Here is an 18,921-nt window from a genome sequence, read left to right as displayed (position 1 = left end):
TTAGCGGCAGTGGCGGCGGAAAGCAACCTCCGGGGATTTAACCCGATCTACACGCCTCGCATGGGAAAACGCCGCTTTGTACGGTAGAGGGGCGTAGTGCGTCGATGACGCGGCAACAGCAACAGGATCGGGAGGGGCGCGGCGCAGATCGCAGCGCTGCGATCTACAGCGCGCTGGGTCTAGCCTCTGTGCTGCTTGCCGTCGCGATCGGCAGCGTACTGGCGTTCGATTATCTGGAAGGCGCCACTCTCGACGGCTGGCTGCTGGGTGCGCAAGGCGTTCACGTCGCCCTCACCTTGCTCTGCTGGCGCCGCCTCGCGGCCCGCGCCGCGCGGCCCACGGTCGACCGCGCGCAAAGCCTCGCCAGCCGCGATTCGCTCACCGGCTTCCTCAACCGCAACAGCCTGACAGAGGAAGGCGCCGCGATGTTCACGCGGGCGCACCGGCGCGGCCAGGCCGTCGCCATGCTGGTGTTCGACCTCGATCGCTTCAAGGGCATCAACGACCTGCATGGCCATGCGGTAGGCGATGCCCTGATCGCGCAGGTCGCCCGGGAAGTGGCCCAGGCGCTGCCGCAGATGGCGCTCGCGGGACGACTCGGCGTCGACGAATTCGCGTGCGCCTTTCCCTTCGACTCGCGGGATGCGGCGCCGGTGGAGCGGATCGCGGAGCGCATCGTCAGCCGACTCGCGCAGCCCTTCGAGGTCGAGGGGCTTTCGCTGCACATCAGCTGCTCGCTGGGGGTCGCCCGGTCGGACTTCGATTGCCCAAACATCGATGCACTGCTGCGCACGGCCGACATCGCGATGCATCAGGCACAAAAGGCGGGGAAGAACCGCTTTGCCTGGTTCGATCCCGCGATGGAGCGCGCACTGCAGGTACGCAGCGCGCTGGAAAGCGGGCTGCGCGCGGCCGTCCCCCGGCAAGAGATCATACCCTATTTCGAGCAGCAGGTGGATCTGGCGACCGGCCGCCTGCACGGGTTCGAGGTGCTGGCCCGGTGGGATCACCCCAGCCACGGCATGATCCCGCCCGACCGTTTCATCCCCGTGGCAGAGGAAACCGGGCTGATCGCGGACCTGTCGCTGTCGATCATGCGCCAGGCCTTCCACGCCGCGCGCGACTGGGATCCGGGCCTCAGCCTGTCGGTCAACATCTCGCCGGTGCAGCTGCGCGATGCCTGGCTGGCGCAGAAGATCATCAAGGTGCTCACCGAGACCGGATTTCCGGCAAGCCGGCTGGAAGTGGAGATCACCGAGAGCGCCCTGTTCGACAATCTGGCGCTTGCCCAGTCGATCGTCGGCAGCCTCAAGAACCAGGGCGTGCGGCTGGCGCTCGACGATTTCGGCACGGGCTATTCGTCCCTCGCCCATCTCCGTGCCCTGCCCTTCGACCGGATCAAGATCGACAAGAGCTTTGTCCTTTCGCTCAACCAGAGCGCGGACTCTGCCGCGATCGTCAACACGATCCTGCGGCTGGGCGAAAGCCTGAACCTGCCGATCACCGCGGAAGGGGTGGAAGATGCAGCGATCGAGGAACGGCTGCGCGCGATCGGTTGCGCCAAGGCGCAGGGCTGGCTCTATGGCAAGCCGCTGTCGATCGCAGGCGCACGGCGGCTGCTGGCCGAGCGCCGGCTGATCCTGCAGCCCGGCCCGCGGCTGGACGGCGGCGACGCTACCAGCCAGCTCCAGGCTGGCTGAGATAGTCGAGCTCCTCCGGCGTGGAGATCCGTCCCAGCGCCTGATTGCGCGCGGGGAAGCGGCCGAAGCGCCGGAACACCTCAGCATGATCGCGCGCATAGGCGAGCAGGGTCTCGTCCTGCAGCGCTTCGAAGCAGCGGAGGCTCATCGCCTGCAGCGCCGCATCCTCGGCATGCTCAAGGGGCATGTACAGGAACTGGCGATGCTCCTTGGGCATGTGCCGGTCCCAGCCGCGCCCGATCGCATGCTGCGCGAGCCGCTGCGCAAGCGGATCGCCGGCAAAGGCGTCTGCCCGCCCGCGATGGATGTTGCGGGAAAACTGGTCGAGCAGGATCACCGCGGCGAGCAGCGTGTCGGGATCTTCGTCCCACCCTTCGGCGCCACTCGCCAGCACCCGATCCCGCAGATCCCCGAACAGGTCGGCGATCTCGCGATCGACCCCTTCGGACTTAAGGAACCATTGTTCGGGCAGCAGCGCATCGAACCAGAAGGCCAGCACCTGGCCCGCCCGGTGTTGGACTTCTGCGGTCGGCGTCCTTAGATCGCTGGCCAATGTCCCTCTCCTCGCCCCTTATCCTTAACATGGGTTGCCGGCTGAACCTAGCCGAAGGCGAGTCGATCCGCGCGTTGCTGGCCGGCCGGGACGCGATCGTGGTGAACAGCTGCGCCGTGACCAACGAAGCGGTGAAGCAGACCCGCCAGGCGATCCGCCGCGCCCGCCGCGAACGGCCCGAGGCGGAGCTGGTCGTCACCGGCTGCGCGGCGCAGATCGATCCGGACGCCTTCGCCGCGATGCCGGAAGTGGACCGGGTGATCGGCAATGCCGAGAAGCTGCTGCCCGAGGCCTGGGCGTCGGAGGCGAGGGTGCAGGTGCAGGACATCCTCGCCGTGCGCGAAACCGCGCCGCACCTCGCCGCAAGCTTCTCCACCCACGCCCGCGCGTTCGTGGAAGTGCAGAATGGCTGCGACCATCGCTGCACCTTCTGCGCCATCCCCTATGGCCGGGGGAACAGCCGATCGGTGCCCGCCGGCGCGGTGATCGATCGGATCGCGATGCTGGCGGAAGCGCATGGCGAGGTGGTGCTGACCGGCGTCGATCTCACCAGCTATGGCCACGATCTACCCGGCAGTCCCACGCTGGGATCGCTGGTGGAACGCATCCTTCGCCATGTGCCAGCGCTCCAGCGCCTGCGACTTTCCTCGCTCGACGGGATCGAAGTCGACGACCGGCTGTTCGCGCTCCTCACCCAGGAGCCGCGCGTGATGCCGCATGTCCATCTGTCGCTGCAGGCCGGCGACGACCTGATCCTCAAGCGCATGAAGCGCCGCCACAGCCGTGCGCAATCGGTAGCGCTGGCCGAGCGGCTGCGCGCCGCACGGCCCGAGATCGCGATCGGGGCGGACCTGATCGCCGGCTTTCCGACCGAAGACGAGACGATGGCCGCCAACACCCTTGCCCTGATCGCCGATTGCGGCGTGGTGCATGCGCACATCTTCCCCTATAGCCCGCGCGCCGGCACGCCCGCCGCGCGCATGCCGCAGGTGGCCCCCGCCACCGTCCGCGACCGCGCCGCCCGGCTGCGGGCCGCGGCGGCGGAGCAGCGGACGCTCTGGCTGGAGCGCCTGGTCGGCAGCCGCCAGCGGGTGCTGGTCGAGCGCCCGGGCGACCGCGGCCACGCAGAGAATTTCGCCGAGGTGCGCCTGACCGCGCCCGGGCAGACTGGAGAAATGGTGAACGTGACGATTGCACGCGTCGAAGACGGAAAGCTGGTCGCATGAGCGGACCCAGCTGGCATGAAAAGCTGCTCGGCGGCTTCCGCAAGACGTCGGATCGGCTGCTCGGCAACCTGGCCGGCCTGTCGCTCGCGCGGCTGGACGAGGCGACGCTGGACGAAATCGAAGAGGCGCTGATCGCCTCGGACCTCGGCCCCGCCACCGCCGCCAAGGTGCGCGCGCGGCTTGCCGAGGGGCAGTTCGAGCGCAACCTGGAAGAACTCGGCATCCGCGTGATCGTCGCCGAGGAAGTCGCCAAGGTGCTCGAGCCGGTCGCCAAGCCGCTCGAGATCGAGGCGTTTCCGCGCCCGCAGGTAATCCTCGTCATCGGCGTCAACGGATCGGGCAAGACGACGACGATCGCCAAGCTCGCCAAGCAGCTGGTGGATCAGGATTACAGCGTGATGGTTGCCGCCGGCGACACCTTCCGGGCCGCCGCGATCGGTCAGCTGCGCACCTGGGCCGAACGGATCGGCGTGCCGATCGTCTCCGGCGCCGAGGGCGGCGATGCCGCAGGCATCGTGTTCGAGGCGGTCAAGCGCGCGACCGAGATCGGCACCGACGTGCTGATCGTCGACACCGCCGGCCGCCTGCAGAACAAGCGCGAGCTGATGGACGAGCTGGCCAAGGTCCGCCGCGTGCTCGGCCGCCTCAATCCGGCAGCCCCGCACGACGTGGTGCTGGTGCTCGACGCCACCACCGGCCAGAACGCGCTCAACCAGATCGAGGTGTTCAAGGAAGTGGCGGGCGTGACCGGCCTCGTCATGACCAAGCTCGACGGCACCGCGCGCGGCGGCGTGCTGGTCGCCGCGGCCGAGAAATACGGCCTGCCGATCCATGCGATCGGGGTGGGCGAGAAGGTGGACGACCTGCGCGGCTTCGACGCGAATGAAGTCGCCCGCATCATCGCCGGCGTGGAGGAGGTGGCCAATGGCTGAGGCAGCTCCCCGCCCCCAGGCACCCGCTGGCCTGCGCATGGCGCTCGACTACGGGCCGCTGATCGTGTTCTTCGCGGTCAACAGCTTCGCGCCCGGCATCCAGCTCCAGCGAATCATGACCGCGACGCTCGCCTTCATGATCGCGATGGCGCTTGCGATCGCGATATCCTGGTGGAAGACGCGCCACGTCTCGCCGATGCTGTGGATCACCGGCGTGCTGGTGCTCGTGTTCGGCGGCCTCACCCTTTATTTTCACGACCAGACCTTCATCCAGATCAAGCCGACCATCGTCTATGCGATGTTCGCGGTGATCCTCGGCTATGGGCTGGTCGCGGACAAGCCACTGCTGGAGACGATGCTAGGCTCGGCCTATCCCGGGCTCAGCGCCAGGGGGTGGCGGCTGCTGACGATCAACTGGTCGCTGTTCTTCGTGGCGATGGCGGTGCTGAACGAAGTGATGCGCCACATGCTCGACTGGGATCGCTGGGTGACGTTCAAGACCTGGGTGGTGATCCCGCTGACCCTCGTCTTCGCCATCGCCAACGTGCCCATGCTGCTGCGCCATGGCCTGCAGCTGGAAAAGCCCGAGGACGCGCCCGTCCCGCCGGAAGGCTGATTCCGCCATGGGGCTGCCGCGCCATCCCGCGACCTTCCACGCGGTGCGCGCCGCGAACGGATTGCGGCGGCAGATCCGGTCGAACTCTCTGCTGTTCCTGCTGCTGGCGATCGGCGTCGGCGCGGCGGCCAGCCTTGCCGCGATCGCCATCGGCCAGACCGCGCGCGGCATGCAGCGCCTGTTGTTCGGCCTGGGCGTGGGCGAGCATCTGAGTGCGGCCAGCCACCTCGACCCGCTGCGGCTGCTGGCGCTCCCGGCCGGCGGCGCGCTGCTCGGCCTCACGCTATGGCTGCTTCGCCGCCGCAAGACGGTCGACGTGGTCGAGGCCAACGCCCTGCACGGCGGCCGCATCCCGGCGCGGGACACCGCGACCGTGGTGGGCCAGACGCTGCTTTCGAACGGCTTCGGCGCATCCGTGGGGCTGGAGGCCGCCTATGCGCAGGCCGGCGGCGGCCTCGCCTCGCTGCTCGGCCAGCGGCTGAAACTGCGGCGCGCGGACCTGCGCACGCTGATGGCCGCCGGTGCCGGCGCGGGGCTTGGCGCGGCGTTCGGCGCACCGCTCACCGGTGCCTTCTACGCCTTTGAGATCGTGCTGGGGGCCTACACCCCCGCGATCGTCGCACCGGTGGTGCTCGCCTCGCTCACCGCGGCGCTGATCGCGCGGACGCTCGGCATCCATCCCTATGTGATCAGCGCGGGCGCCGCCCATCCGATCGGGACGGCCGACTATCTCCTCTATGCGCTGCTTGGCGTGCTCTGCGCCGGCTTCGGCATTGCGCTGATGCGACTGGTGGCACTGGTCGAGGCGGGGGTGCGCCGCAGCCCGATCCGGCCGGCCTGGGCCCCGCTGGTCGGCGGCGTGCTGATGATCCCGCTCGCGCTGCTCTCGCCGCAGGTGCTGTCGAGCGGGCACGGCGCGCTGGACATCAACCTGGCCGCCACCGCGACGATCGCCTCGCTGGGACTGGTGATCCTGCTCAAGCTGCTCGGTTCGGCCGTGTCGCTCGGCTTCGGCTTTCGCGGCGGCCTGTTCTTCGCCTCGCTGTTCCTGGGATCGCTGATCGGCCGCTTCTACCAGCTGGTGCTCGCCGACGTGCCGGGCCTTCATGCCCTGAACCCCGATGACGCGGCAGTCGTCGGCATGGCGGCGCTCGCCGTCGCGGTGGTCGGCGGCCCGATGACGATGTCGCTGCTGGTGCTGGAGGTGACCCATGACTTCAGCATCACCGGCGTGACCATCGCCGCGACGCTGATCGCCAGCACCATCATGCGCGAGGCGTTCGGCTACAGCTTCTCCACCTGGCGGCTGCACCTGCGCGGCGAGACGCTGCGCAGCGGCCGCGACGTCGGCTGGGTTCGCGCGCTCACCGCGGCGCGGATGATGCGGCGCGACGTGGCCACCATCGCAGCCGACACCGACGTCGCGACGTTTCGCGCCCGCTTCCCGCTCGGCTCGACCAAGCGGGCGGTGCTGCTCGACGGGAACCGCCATTATGCAGGGATTGCCGAAACCGCGGCGGTGTGGGGTCCGGCCGCAAATCCGGCGGATCGGGTGGACGGCCTGGCGAAGTTCATCGACACCGCGCTCTCGCCGGACATGACGATCGCGGAAGTGCTGGAAGCCTTCGACGCGAGCGTGGCGGACGATCTGGCGGTGCTGGCGCCCGACGGCGCAGTGCTGGGGCTCATCACCGAGAGCCATGCGCGCCGGCGCTATGCCGAAGAGCTGGAGAAGGCCCAGCGCGACCTGTACGGGGAAAGTTGAAGGGGATCCCCCCGCCCGACCATCGGGCGGAGGGACCCGAAGGGCTTCAGCCCTGCTGGTCGGCGCGCGACGCGCCCTGGCCGTCGAGGTTCTGGGCAACGAAATCCCAGTTCACCAGCTTGGACAGGATGGTGTCGACGAACGACGGGCGCGCATTGCGATAGTCGATGTAATAGGCGTGTTCCCACACGTCGATCGTGAACAGCGGGGTCACGCCGTGTGCGACGGGCGAGTCGCCGTCGTGGAACGAGGTGACCTTCAGCGTGTCGCCGTCGAGCACCAGCCAGCCCCAGCCGCTGGCGAAGTGGCCGACCGACTCCGCCTTCAGCTTCTCGAGCAGGGCCTCGTGGCTGCCGAAATCGCGGGTGATCATCTCGGCCAGCTTGCCCGTGGGCGCCGCGTAGTTCGGCGTCAGGCACTGCCAGAAGAAGCTGTGGTTCCAGATCTGCGAGCTGTTGTTGAACAGGCCCTTGTTGCCCTTCTCCTTGGCGTAGGCGATGACCTCGGTCAGCTTCGCGCCCTGGAGCTCGGGGATGTCGGCGACCAGCTTGTTGCAGTTGTCGACATAGGCCTTGTGGTGCTTGCCATGGTGAAAGTCGAAGGTCTCCGCCGACATGTGCGGCGCGAGCGCGTCCTTGGCGTACGGCAGTTCGGGAAGTTCGAAGGCCATGTCATGCTCCTCTGGCATTGGAAAGCTTGTGCGCTCGCCTAACGCACGGGACAGGCTCGCGCCGCAACATTTTTTGTTTCACCCCTGATCGACACGGGCGATCAGCCGGGCGCGGACGCACTCTGTCGCGCACCTCGGCCAATGCAGCGATGCGGCAGCGAGGGCGGGCCGACAGGCCGGGCGGCGGCGAGCATGCCCGCCCCCGCCCCGCGCCCCTCAGCCCTTGATGTCCAGCATCACGATCGCCTTCGCCGGCACCTGCACGGTCAGCGTGCCGCCCGAAAGGGTGGCGCCGGTGAACGCCGCCGGACGAACCGCGTCCGGTGCCTGGAAGTCGTTGTGCGTGTCCATCGCCGCGCCGGTGAGGAGACGGCCGGTAACCTGCGTGCCGGTCACGCCGTCCAGCTTCACGCTCACGCTTGCCGGCTGGTTCGGATCGACATTGACGAGGCCGACATGGACCACGCCGTCCGTACCCCGCACCGCGCTGGCGCTCACCGCCTGCATGGTCCACTGGTCCTTGTTGTACCAGCGGGACTGCACGTCGACCGGCAGAACGGTGCCGTCCATATAGTCCTTGTACAGGTCGAACACCCAATAGGTCGGCGTCTTCACCATCTTGGCGCCGTCGGTCAGCAGCATCGCCTGCAGCACGTTGACCATCTGGGCGATGTTGGCGCCGCGCACGCGATCGGCGTGGCGCGCGAAGATGTTGAAGTTCAGCGCGGCGACCATCGCGTCGCGCAGGCTGTTCTGCTGGTAGAGGAAGCCCGGGTTGGTGCCCGGCTCGACATCATACCAGGTGCCCCATTCATCGACGAGCAGCGCGACGCGCTTCTTGGGATCATATTTGTCCATGATCTTCCCGTGCTCGGTCAGCAGCTCTTCCATCTTGAGCGTCTTGGAGAGCGTGCGCGCCCAGCTTTCCTCGTTGAAACCGAGGGCCGGCCCCTTCTTTTCCCAGGGCCCGGGCACCGTGTAGTAGTGGACGCCGATGCCGTCGATCACGTTGCCGGCCTTGCGCATCATCACGTCCGTCCAGGTATAGTCGAACGAGTTGGCGCCGCTGGCGACCTTCATCAGGTTCTGCCCCTCCGGCACCTTGACGAAGGTGGCGTAGCGGCGCGTCACGTCGGCGGCATATTCCGGATGCATGTTGCCGCCGCAGCCCCACAGCTCGTTGCCGATGCCGAACATCGGCAGCTTCCATGGCTTGTCGCGGCCGTTCGCGCGGCGCTGGTTCGCGATGGTCGAGTTGGTGGGCGAGGTCATGTACTCGACCCACTCGGCCATCTCGCTCGGCGCGGCGGAGCCGACATTGCCCGAGACATAGGCTTCTGCGCCGACCACTTCGGTGAAGTCCATGAACTCGTTGGTGCCGACCGCATTGTCCTCGGTCACGCCGCCCCAATTGGTATTGACCTTCACCAGCCGCTTGGACTTCGGCCCGATGCCTTCCCGCCAGTGATATTCGTCGGCGAAGCAGCCGCCCGGCCAGCGGATCACCGGCACCTTGATGGCCTTCAGCGCATCGATCACGTCGCGGCGAAAGCCCTTCACGTTCGGGATCTTGCTGTCGGCGCCGACATACAGGCCGCCATAGATGCCGGTGCCGAGATGCTCGGCGAACTGGCCGAACAGGCGGCGATCATATTTGGGGCCTGGCTTGTCGCCGTGCACCGTCACGGCATCGCCCGCGTTCTGCGCCAGGGCCGGCACCGCCGGCATGGCCGCGATGAGCGCAATTGCACTGATGAGGCTTCGCATCATTCTTTCTCCGTCGCGCGCGCCGGGCGCGCCTTTGCTGGGGTAGTGCCCTGCCCCGTGAAGGGCGTGAGGCGGAAATGGATCGCGGTAGGCACCAGCTGGGTGCGATACTTCTTGAGCGGCTTGCCGAACTCGCTCCACTGGGTGTCGCCGCCGACGCCCCATTGCGCGGCATCGATCAGCAGCGTGCCCTGAGCCTTGGGCACCACGTCGCTGCTCTTCCAGCTGCCGGGCGCGTGCCGATCCAGGTCGGCATAGGGGAAGGCGAGCGCGTTCATCATCAGCGGCGCGTCGCCCTGCACCCGCAAGCCGGCGCCGGCGCCGCCGAGTTCCATCCAGCGGACATCGACCTTGTTGCCGGTCTCCTGCGGGCGGATGTAATCGTGGTTCTGCTCGGCAAGGGCGCCGCGCCACAGGCCGATCGGCGCCGAGGTCTTGCGGTCGACATAGCTTTCGTGCGGGCCGCGACCATACCACTCGACCGTCTTGAAGCTGCCCGGCGTGGTGAAGGCCAGGCCGATGCGGAACGGCGGCGGCAGCGGACCCGAGACCGGCTCGAACCGGCCGTCGACGGTGACCGATCCGTCCGCCGCCATGCGGTACACGCTCGTGAAGCGCACCGCGCCCGCACCCATGGTGTAGGCGACGCGCACCTCGGCGCCGTCCGCACCCAGATCCTGCACCTGCACCGCGTCGACCGTACGAGTCTCGCTCATCTGCTTCCAGGCGGCGAGCTGCTTGTTGGTACCGATGCCGATGTCGTTGTCGGTCACCGCGCGCCAGAAATGCGGGGCGCCGCCGCTGAGCAGCGTCTTCCCCCGGGAGGCATAGCGATCGACCAGGCCGGTCGAGCGGTTCACTACCAGCGTCGCGCCGCCGGCCGAGAGCGTGACTGCCCCCTGCCCATCCTGCGTCGCCACCCGGCCCTTGGGCGCCGCGACCTCGACCGCACGATAAGCCGGATCGAGCGCGAACTGCTCCCAGCCGATCACCGTTCCGCCGGGCACCAGCGGCACCGCATCGGCCTTGGCGCGGGCGCGGATCGTCACGAAATACTCGGCACCCGGCTTGCGAGCGATGCCCGCCAGCGTCAGCGCGATCGTGCCTGCGCCGTGCGCCGTCACGTCCGGCGTCGGCAGCGTGCCGTTCGCCACCGCGACGCCATTCTCCTGCACTTCCCACTCGAAGGTGAAGCCGGACAGGTCGCGGAAGTCGTGGCGGTTGCGCACCGTCACCGTGCCGCCCGCGGCATCGAAGCCGTCGAACTGGATCGGCGCATAGACCTTGCGGAGCTCGTAGAGCTGCGGATTTGGGGTGCGGTCCGACTGGAGCAGACCGTCGCCGAACTCGATGTCGCCGCCCGGGTTCGGGCCGTATTCGCCGCCGTCGCCCCAATAGCGCTTGCCGTCCTTGGTGTAGCGATACATCGACTGGTCGACCCAGTCCCAGGCGAAGCCGCCCTGCAGCTTGTCCGGATGGGCGTAGATCGTGTCCCAATATTCCTTCAGGTTGCCGCCCGAATTGCCCATCATATGGGCATATTCGCACTGGATCACCGGCTGCTTGAAGTTCCAGTTGGTGGCGTAATCCTCCAGCTTCACCGCCGGATCGTACATCGGCGCGTAGATGTCGGCATAATAGTTCGGCCGGTGGTCCTGGATCCCGTCCCAGGTGCCCCAGCCGAGATAGGAGACGAGCCGGCCCGGATCGACCGCCTTGGCCGCCGCCGCCGCCGCCTCGAAGTTCGGGCCGATCCCCGCCTCGTTGCCCAGCGACCAGAAGATCACCGAGGGGTGATTCTTGTCCCGCTGGACCATGTTGACGACGCGGCTGACATGCGCGTCCTTCCACGCCGGATCGAAGCCGATCTGCAGCTCGGCGCGCCGTTCGCCATGCTTGTTGGCATAGTCCATGTACGCATGGCTCTCGATGTTCGCCTCGTCCATCACATAGAGGCCGTAGCGATCGGCGAGTTCGTACAGATAGGGGTCGTTCGGATAGTGCGAGGTACGGATCGCGTTGATGTTCGCCCGCTTCATCAGCTGGATGTCGTGCTCCATCGACGCGCGGCTGACGACATGAAAGGTCTCGGGATCATGCTCGTGGCGATTGACGCCGCGGATCGTGATCGGCTTGCCGTTGACGCTGACGAGGCCGTTCCTGATCTCGACGGTGCGGAAGCCGATCCGCTGCGGCGTCGCCTGGACCAGCTTTCCCTCGGCATCGATCAGCTCGACCAGCAGCGTGTAGAGTTGGGGCGTCTCCGCGGTCCAGGGCCGCACGCCCGGTACGTCGGCGGCGAGCGTCACCTTCTGCGCCGGACCGGCGGCAACCGCCGTCTCGCGCACCAGCACCGGCTTGTCGCCGTCGAGCAGCGTCATCCGCGCGGTGAGCGGCGCGCTGCGATCGGTCAGCGTCAGCTCGGTCGCGAGCTTGCCGTCCCTGTAGGCAGCATCAAGCCCTGCATGGACGAACAGGTCTGCCACGCGGGCCTTCGGCACGGCCGCCAGGTAGATCGAGCGCTCGATCCCGGAGACGCGCCAGAAGTCCTGGTCCTCGAGATAGGAACCGTCCGACCAGCGATGGATCTGGATGGCGATCGTGTTGCGCCCGGCATGGACCAGCCTGGTCACGTCGAACGCGGAGGGCAGCTTGGAATCCTCTGAATAACCGGCTTCGACACCGTTCACCCATACGCGAACCGCCGAGCCGGCGGCGCCGATGTGCAGGATCACGTCCTGCCCGGACCAGGTCGCCGGCAACTGCACGTCGCGCCGGTAGGATCCTACCGGGTTGGTGGCGTGGGGGATCAGCGGGCGGTTGGCCGGAAACGGATAGGTGATGTTGTTGTAGCGCGCCTGATCGAAGCCTTCCGCCTGCCAGTCGGCGGGAACCTTGATGCGCTTCCATGTGGCGACGTCATAGTCCGGCTTCTCGAAACCGTCCGGCACCGAGTCCGAAGAGGGGGAGAAGTGGAACAGCCACTGGCCGTCAAGCAACAGGTAGCGATTGGACCTGGCGGGATCGCCGGCGAGCGCGGCGGCGCGGCTTTCATAGGCGAAATGGGTTGCACTGGCGGGCATCTTGCCGCGCGCGAACACCGCCGGGTTCTCCCAATCGGGGCGGCGCGGATCGACCTGCACCGGCTGGACCTGCGGCGCATCGCCGATCTTCGGCCCATCCTGTGCCAGGGCCATGCCGGAAGCGAGCGCGATGGTCGCTACAGCGGCCAGCAAGCCGATCTTGCTCACTAGCAGCACCGCGGGGCAGCGGCTTGCAACTTGCGGCTTGAAAAGCCACGATCGCACAACGGTTGCGGAACGCGCGTCGCCAGCATTTCCCCTCCCCCTCCGGGCGCTGTAGTTTTGTCAGACAAACATACCGGCCGGCGGCGTGGAGGCAAGCCGCTTCCGCGCTTGAGCGATCGTAATTTTTTGTGACTGCTCGGTATGTTCGCACGAACAACGTGTATTCGCGTCGCGCCAGAAAAGGAGGATCTTCGGATCAGTCCCGAGCGATATACGGCAGACACGCGCATCATTGACCCCTCTCCTTGCCGTTTCTAGTCTGACAATATTCCAGGGGAGAGAGAGATGCCTGATTTCCGGAACGACGGCGCGGGAATCGGCCGCCGCGCAGTGCTGCAGGGAGCCGCCGCGCTCGGCGGCGTTGCAGCAACCACCCGGACCGCCACGGCGCGGCCGGCGCGAGCGGCGCCCCTCGCTCCCACGCCGCCAATGGGGTGGAACAGCTGGAACAGCTTTGCCACCACCATCACCGAAACGCAGGCGCTGGAGACCGCGGCCATCCAGGCGCGCGAGCTGCTGCCGTTCGGCTACGACATCTTCACCATCGATATCCAATGGTATGAGCCGGAAGCCAGCAGCTACACCTATAACGCCAAGCCGGTGCCCATGCTGGACGGCCATGGCCGCCTGCTTCCCGCGCCGAACCGTTTTCCCTCCGCCGCGAACGGCAAGGGTTTCGCGCCGATCGCCGCCAAGGTGCATGCGCTCGGCTTGCGGTTCGGCGTGCATCTGATGCGCGGCATTCCCCGGCTGGCGGTGGCGCGCAACCTGCCGGTGCTCGGCACCAGCGGCATCCGCGCCGCCGATATCGCCGACACGTCGAGCATCTGCCCGTGGAACCCGGACATGTTCGGCGTCGACATGCGCAAGCCGGGCGCCCAGGCCTATTATGACAGCGTCTTCGCGCTGCTCGCGTCGTGGGGCGTCGACTTCGTCAAGATGGACGACATGAGCCGCCCCTATGACGCGCATGCGCCGGAGATCGAGGCCGCCGCGAAGGCGATCCAGGCGAGCGGTCGACCGATCCTGCTCAGCCTGTCGCCGGGCGAGACCCCGGTCCCGCGGGCCGAACACGTAGCGCGCCATGCCCAGATGTGGCGCATCTCCGACGACTTCTGGGACGACTGGAAGATGCTGGAGGCGCAGTTCACCCGGCTGGAGAATTGGAGCCCGCACGTGCGACCCGGTGCCTGGCCCGATGCCGACATGCTGCCGCTCGGCCGCCTCGCGCTCGGCCAGCGCGACACCAGGTTCACCCCCGACGAGCAGCGCACGCTGATGACCCTGTGGTCGATCGCCCGCTCGCCGCTGATCATGGGCGGCGACCTGCGCCACCTGGATGCCCCCACCCGGGCACTGCTCACCAATCGCGAGGTGCTGGCGGTCAACCAGGCGAGCAGCGACAACCGGCCCTGGTTCGTTGCCGACGATCGCCGGGTCTGGACGGCGCGCGCGGGGCAAGGCGGCCACTATGTCGCGCTGTTCAACACCGGCGAGAAGCCGGGCGAAGCGGCGTTCGACCTGCGGCTGCTAGGCCTGTCGGGAACGGTGCAGGTGCGCAACCTGTGGGAGGCCAAGGCCGAAGGTACGAGCCCGCTCCGCCTCGCCCGCACGCTGCCGCGCCACGGCGCTGGCCTCTACCGGGTGACGGCGGCATGATCCGCGCGCTCGCTGTGTCGCTGCTGCTGGCAGCCTCCCCCGCCGCGCTTGCCCAGACCAGCGCCGCACCCCGCGCAGCCGAGCCGGCGGTCACGCTAACGCTGCGCCCGGACCTGCACCATGCCGGCCCGCCCTTCGAGGGCTGGGGCACGGCGCTCGCCTGGTTCGCGCACGTGACCGGCGGCTACCCCGATCCGGTGCGCGAGAAGCTCGCCGACCTGTTCTACGGGCCGGACGGGCTCGGCTGGACGATCGCGCGCTACAATATCGGCGGCGGCGACGCGCCCGAGACCAAACCCTATCTCCGCCCCGGCGCCGACGTGCCCGGCTTCTGGCGCCGCCCGACGGGTGCTGCCGGCGCCGATTGGTGGAACCCGGCCGATCCGGCGATGTGGGACTGGTCCGCCGACGCCAACCAGCGCTGGTGGCTGGATGCGATCAAGCGCCGGGTGCAGGCGCCGATCTTCGAGGCCTTCTCCAACTCGCCGCCCTGGTTCATGACCGTCAGCGGCCGCGTCTCCGGCGCCGAGAAGGGCACCGACGACAATCTCCGCCCCGACCAGGAAGCACGCTTCGCCGAATATCTGGCGACGGTGGTGGAGCGGCTGCAGAAGGCGCACGGCATTACCTTCCGCACGCTCTCCCCGGTCAACGAACCGAACACCCCCTATTGGTTCGCCGCCAATACGCAGGAAGGTGCGCACTGGAGCCCGGCGCGCCAGGCGATGATGATCGATGCGGCCGATCGCGCGCTCAAGGCGCATGGCCTGCAAACGGTGATCGCCGCGCCGGACGAAACCGCTGCGCACCTCTTCGTGCGCGACTGGCAGGGCTACCCGGCCGCCACGCGGGCGCGGATCGGCCAGCTGAACGTCCATAGCTATGGCACCGTCCACCAGACGGCGGTGCGCGACATCGCCCGCGCCCACGGCATCCGCCTGTGGATGAGCGAAGACGACACGCCGCTCGACAAGGACCCGGAGCATTTCGACGGCATCGCCACGCCGCTCGCCTTCGCCGAGCATGTCGTCTACGATCTCAAGCGGCTGGAGCCCGTCGCGTGGGTGTTCTGGCAGGCAGTGGAGCGCCGGGGCGACGGCAAGGGGGACAGCACCGGCGGCGGCAGCAACTGGGGCCTGATCAAGATGGCCTACACGCCTGCCGCCGCCGCCGAACATCCGATCCACGTCACCCGCAAATATTGGGCGATGGCGCAGTTCAGCCGCTATGTCCGGCCGGGCTATCGATTGGTGCCGGTGGGCGATGCCGATACGGTCGGCGCGATATCGCCGGACGGCCGGCGGCTGGTGCTGGTGCACGTCAATGGGGGCGTGGTGCCGCGGCGGCTGGGCATCGGAGTGCCGGGCGCGCGGCTGGTCGAGCGGATCGTCACCGACGCCACGCATGCGGCAACCAGTGTGTCGGCCGTGCCGCTCGCCGAGCCCAGATCGATCACCACGCTGGTAGTGGCGCTGCGCTGAACCAAGAGATCCTCCCCCGGAGAAGGAGGGGAACCGCCGCCGAAGGCGGTGGTGGAGGGGTGTCCCCCTGGGCAGGCATCCGACACACCGCCGTCTACCCCCTTCCGCCGCGCTTCGCCCCCCCCTTTCAGGGGAGGATTTGGGTAGAAAGAAAAAGGGCCGGAACTTTCGTTCCGGCCCCTTTGGGATCACTCGGCGTCGGCCTTCTTCTTGGCCGCTGCCTTCTTCGGCTTCGGCGCGGCTTCCTCGCCCTCGCCTTCGGCCTTCGCAGCCTTCTTGGCCGCCTTCTTCACCGGCTCGGCGTCGCCCTCGGCGGCCGGAGCCTCCTCGGCCTTGGCCTTCTTCGCAGCCGGCTTCTTGGCAGCCTTTTCCTCACCGGCCTCGTCCGAAGCGTCGGCCTTCTTGGCGGCCTTCTTCTTCGGCTTGTGGTTGTCATGATCGTGGACGTGGGTGCCCGACGAGAAGCCGTCTTCGCTCTCGATCGCGGCTTCCAGCTCTTCCTTGGTCACTTCGCGGTCGGTGATCTCGGCCTTGTCGAACAGGAAGTCGACAACCTTGTCCTCGAACAGCGGCGCGCGCAGCTGGGCAGCCGCCATCGGCTCCTGCTGGACATACTGGATGAAGCGCTGGCGATCCTGCGGGCCATACTGCTGCGCAGCCTGCGCGATCAGGCGGTTCATTTCCTGCGCGGTGACTTCGACGCCGTTGGCGGTGCCGATCTCGCTGAGCAGCAGGCCCAGGCGCACGCGGCGCTCGGCGATCGCACGATATTCGTCGCGCTCGCCTTCGAGCTCGGCCAGGGCCGCGGCCGGATCTTCCTCATGCTCGGTCTCGTGGACGAGCTGGTGCCAGATCTGGTCGAACTCGGCTTCCACCATCGACGGCGGGACCGGGAAGTCGTGGCCGGCGGCGAGCTGGTCGAGCAGCTTGCGCTTCATGTGGGTGCGGGTCAGGCCGTTGAGCTGCTGCTCGATCTGGCCCTTCAGCAGGCCGGTCAGCTGCTCCAGGTCTTGGAGGCCGAACGCCTTCGCCATGTCGTCGTCGATCTTGGTCTCGCCGGCGGTCTGCACTGCGGTGATCTTGACGTCGAAGGTCGCGGCCTTGCCGGCCAGATCCTTGGCGCCGTAATCGTCCGGGAAGGTGACGTTGAGCTGCTTCTCGTCGCCGACCTTCACGCCTTCGAGCTGCTCCTCGAAGCCCGGGATCAGGCGGCCCGAGCCGAGCTCGACGGCCATGCCTTCGCCGGTGCCGCCGTCAAAAGCGACGCCGTCGACCTTGCCGACGAAGTCCATGACGACCTGGTCACCCGTGGTCGCCGCGTGGCCCTCGGCCGCGTCGTCGAAGCGCTTCTGCTGGTTGGCGAGCTGCTGGAGCTGCTCCTGCACTTCCGAATCCTGCACCGGCACGGTCAGGCGCTCGAGCTTCAGGCCCTCGATCGACGGCGTCGGAACGTCGGGGAGCACTTCCAGCTCGACCTTCACTTCCGCGTCGCCGCCGGGCGCATATTCGCCCTCGAGGCTGACCGAAGGCTGCATCGCCGGGCGCAGCTTGTGATCGGCGATCAGCTGCTGGATGCCTTCCTGGATCGAGCTGTTGAGCGCATCCTGGGTCAGCGCCTCGCCGTGCATCTTGCGGACCAGGTTGATCGGCACCTTGCCGGGGCGGAAGCCAGGCATGCGAATCTGCGGAGCGACCCGCTTGACCTCGGCATCGACCTTCGAGTCGATGTCCTGGGCGGTGATCTTCAGCGTGAAGGCGCGCTTCAGGCCCTCGTTCAACGTCTCGACAGTCTGCATTCTCACGCTTTCTAAAAGAATCGGAATTGCGGTGTACCACACATCAGCCGCGAGGACTGGTGCGGGCGAAGGGAGTCGAACCCCCACATCTTTCGATACTGGAACCTAAATCCAGCGCGTCTACCAGTTCCGCCACGCCCGCAGGGGACACCGCCGGTCGGCGGGCTCTATAGCAGTCATGGGGTTGGGGGCAAGTACGAAGCAACGATTGGCCATCGCGACGCGTTGGGGCTGAAACGAACAGGAGATGCCCCATGCCGGTAGAGCCGCCTATCCAGCCTGCCACGCCGCCGTCCGAACTGCCCGCGCCCGATCCCGGCCAGCCGGGCGGGCCGCCGCCGGAGATCAATCCTCCCGGCCCAGACATCGACGTACCCGCGCCTGAGACGACGCCGAGCATCGATCCAGGCATCACCCCCGGCCAGCCGGTCGCCTGAACCTGAAGGACATACCATGCCCGATCTGACCAACGACCGTGACGATCCCCGCCCTGACATCCAGCAGGCAGTGGAGGCCCGCTCCGACGCAGCCGATGCTGCCGCCGAGGAAGGCACGCCGCTCAAGCGCGCGGTGCCGCTGGGCGCCGGCGGCGAGAATGGTGCCGACGGCGTCGTCAAGAATCAGGACCTCAACCAGCAATAGTCCCCACCCCTAACCTGCGATGGCAGCGGCTTCCCCCGATGGTGGTAGAGCCGCTGCCTTTGGCTGGAGCCATAACCCGCAATGATCGAACGCCACCTGCTGAAACTACGGCTTCGCGACACGATCGACCCAGCGGAAGAGGCTGCGCTGCGGGAGACGATCGTGGACACGGTAAGCCACCCGGCCGGCCGGACGATCGTCCGCGCCGGCGAGGAGCTCAACTATTCCACCTTGCTGCTCGACGGGCTGATCGGCCGCTACAAGGATCTCAAGAACGGCCAGCGCCAGATCACTCATGTCCATGTCGCGGGCGACTTCGCGGATCTGCACGGCTTCACCCTCAAACGGCTCGACCACTCACTCCTGGCGCTGACGCCCTGCACCGTTGCGCGCGCCGCGCATGTGCGGCTGCGCGAGATCACCGAGAAGCATGCCCATCTCACCCGGGTGATGTGGTTCTCCACCAATGTCGACGCGGCGATCCACCGCGAATGGGAAGTGTCGCTCGGCCGGCGCTCTGCGATCCAGCGCGCCGCGCACGTGTTCTGCGAACTGCATGTCCGGCTTGGCGCCGTGGGGCTGGCGGATGAACAGGGCTACAAGCTGGCGATCAGCCAGGCCGAGCTTGCCGAGTGCCTGGGGCTGACGCCGGTGCATGTGAACCGCGTCCTGCGCGAGTTGCGCGAACGTGGGCTGGTGGAGTTCCGGAACGGCAGGGTGTCTTTCCAGGATCTGAGCGGCCTCAAGCGCCTCGCCGAGTTCGATCCGGGGTATCTCTACCTCGAGCCGCGCCCGCTCTGAGCCCG

General features: G+C 67.7%; 15 protein-coding genes and 1 tRNA gene. 10 read left to right on the top strand and 6 right to left on the bottom strand.

Features of this window, described 5'->3' with window-relative positions; genetic code table 11:
- Positions 1 to 104 precede the first annotated feature (104 nt).
- On the top strand, positions 105 to 1,700 hold the full coding sequence (locus tag V7E00_RS05630) for a putative bifunctional diguanylate cyclase/phosphodiesterase (protein ID WP_333571679.1): 1,596 nt from the start codon (positions 105 to 107) through the stop codon (positions 1,698 to 1,700).
- Here the strand turns inward: V7E00_RS05630 and V7E00_RS05625 are convergent.
- Complete coding sequence (locus tag V7E00_RS05625; RefSeq protein WP_333571678.1) at positions 1,675 to 2,253, bottom strand: DUF924 family protein; 579 nt, start codon at positions 2,251 to 2,253, stop codon at positions 1,675 to 1,677. The two genes, V7E00_RS05630 and V7E00_RS05625, sit on opposite strands and share 26 nt — an antisense overlap.
- Between V7E00_RS05625 and mtaB the strand changes: the two genes are divergently transcribed.
- Genes mtaB through V7E00_RS05605 form a run of 4 tightly spaced genes read left to right on the top strand, consistent with a single transcriptional unit; the run spans position 2,253 to position 6,792 of the window.
- Positions 2,253 to 3,479, top strand: a complete 1,227-nt coding sequence (mtaB, locus tag V7E00_RS05620) for a tRNA (N(6)-L-threonylcarbamoyladenosine(37)-C(2))-methylthiotransferase MtaB (RefSeq protein WP_333571677.1) — start codon at positions 2,253 to 2,255, stop codon at positions 3,477 to 3,479. The two genes, V7E00_RS05625 and mtaB, sit on opposite strands and share 1 nt — an antisense overlap.
- Positions 3,476 to 4,411, top strand: a complete 936-nt coding sequence (gene ftsY, locus V7E00_RS05615; RefSeq protein WP_333571676.1) for a signal recognition particle-docking protein FtsY — start codon at positions 3,476 to 3,478, stop codon at positions 4,409 to 4,411. The genes mtaB and ftsY overlap by 4 nt, the downstream gene beginning before the upstream one ends.
- Before the next feature lie 37 nt (positions 4,412 to 4,448).
- On the top strand, positions 4,449 to 5,027 hold the full coding sequence (gene ispZ / locus V7E00_RS05610; RefSeq protein WP_333572382.1) for a septation protein IspZ: 579 nt from the start codon (positions 4,449 to 4,451) through the stop codon (positions 5,025 to 5,027).
- Between the two features lie 7 nt (positions 5,028 to 5,034).
- A complete protein-coding gene (locus V7E00_RS05605) occupies positions 5,035 to 6,792 on the top strand; it encodes a chloride channel protein (protein ID WP_333571675.1) in 1,758 nt (585 codons plus the stop codon).
- Positions 6,793 to 6,838: 46 nt separating this feature from the next.
- Here V7E00_RS05605 and V7E00_RS05600 read toward each other — a convergent pair whose 3' ends face one another.
- From V7E00_RS05600 to V7E00_RS05590, 3 genes are all read right to left on the bottom strand, one after another.
- The gene (locus V7E00_RS05600; protein ID WP_333571674.1) at positions 6,839 to 7,462 is read right to left on the bottom strand and encodes a superoxide dismutase; all 624 of its coding nucleotides are present in this window, start codon (positions 7,460 to 7,462) and stop codon (positions 6,839 to 6,841) included.
- Between the two features lie 216 nt (positions 7,463 to 7,678).
- Positions 7,679 to 9,229 carry an alpha-N-arabinofuranosidase gene (locus V7E00_RS05595; protein ID WP_333572381.1) on the bottom strand — a complete coding sequence of 517 codons (1,551 nt, stop codon included), beginning with the start codon at positions 9,227 to 9,229 and terminating at the stop codon, positions 7,679 to 7,681.
- Positions 9,229 to 12,480, bottom strand: coding sequence for a glycoside hydrolase family 2 TIM barrel-domain containing protein (locus V7E00_RS05590; protein WP_333571673.1), 3,252 nt, complete (start codon positions 12,478 to 12,480; stop codon positions 9,229 to 9,231). Before V7E00_RS05590 ends, V7E00_RS05595 begins: the two co-directional genes overlap by 1 nt.
- A gap of 342 nt (positions 12,481 to 12,822) precedes the next feature.
- Here V7E00_RS05590 and V7E00_RS05585 point away from each other — a divergent pair, with 342 nt between their 5' ends.
- Positions 12,823 to 14,196 (top strand): glycoside hydrolase family 27 protein, encoded by a 1,374-nt coding sequence (locus V7E00_RS05585; RefSeq protein ID WP_443019140.1) that lies wholly within the window; start codon positions 12,823 to 12,825, stop codon positions 14,194 to 14,196.
- Entirely contained in the window at positions 14,193 to 15,677 is a 1,485-nt protein-coding gene (locus V7E00_RS05580; protein ID WP_333571672.1) for a glycoside hydrolase, read from the top strand. The genes V7E00_RS05585 and V7E00_RS05580 overlap by 4 nt, the downstream gene beginning before the upstream one ends.
- Before the next feature lie 188 nt (positions 15,678 to 15,865).
- Here the strand turns inward: V7E00_RS05580 and tig are convergent, their stop codons facing one another.
- Positions 15,866 to 17,473, bottom strand: coding sequence for a trigger factor (tig, locus tag V7E00_RS05575; RefSeq protein ID WP_333571671.1), 1,608 nt, complete (start codon positions 17,471 to 17,473; stop codon positions 15,866 to 15,868).
- 57 nt (positions 17,474 to 17,530) lie between these two features.
- Positions 17,531 to 17,615: transfer RNA gene (locus V7E00_RS05570), tRNA-Leu, on the bottom strand.
- 112 nt (positions 17,616 to 17,727) lie between these two features.
- On the opposite strand from V7E00_RS05570, the gene V7E00_RS05565 reads away from it, so the two are divergent.
- The 3 genes from V7E00_RS05565 to V7E00_RS05555 all read left to right on the top strand — a co-directional run bounded on the left by V7E00_RS05565 (position 17,728) and on the right by V7E00_RS05555 (position 18,916).
- Complete coding sequence (locus V7E00_RS05565; protein ID WP_333571670.1) at positions 17,728 to 17,910, top strand: hypothetical protein; 183 nt, start codon at positions 17,728 to 17,730, stop codon at positions 17,908 to 17,910.
- Between the two features lie 16 nt (positions 17,911 to 17,926).
- Positions 17,927 to 18,115, top strand: a complete 189-nt coding sequence (locus V7E00_RS05560) for a hypothetical protein (RefSeq protein ID WP_333571669.1) — start codon at positions 17,927 to 17,929, stop codon at positions 18,113 to 18,115.
- Positions 18,116 to 18,196: 81 nt separating this feature from the next.
- Complete coding sequence (locus V7E00_RS05555) at positions 18,197 to 18,916, top strand: Crp/Fnr family transcriptional regulator (protein WP_333571668.1); 720 nt, start codon at positions 18,197 to 18,199, stop codon at positions 18,914 to 18,916.
- The last annotated feature ends 5 nt before the right edge of the window (positions 18,917 to 18,921 follow it).

This window comes from Sphingomonas sp., from assembly GCF_036731925.1.
Taxonomy (GTDB): Bacteria; Pseudomonadota; Alphaproteobacteria; order Sphingomonadales; family Sphingomonadaceae; genus Sphingomonas.
This window is presented reverse-complemented; position numbering and strand designations above follow the sequence as displayed.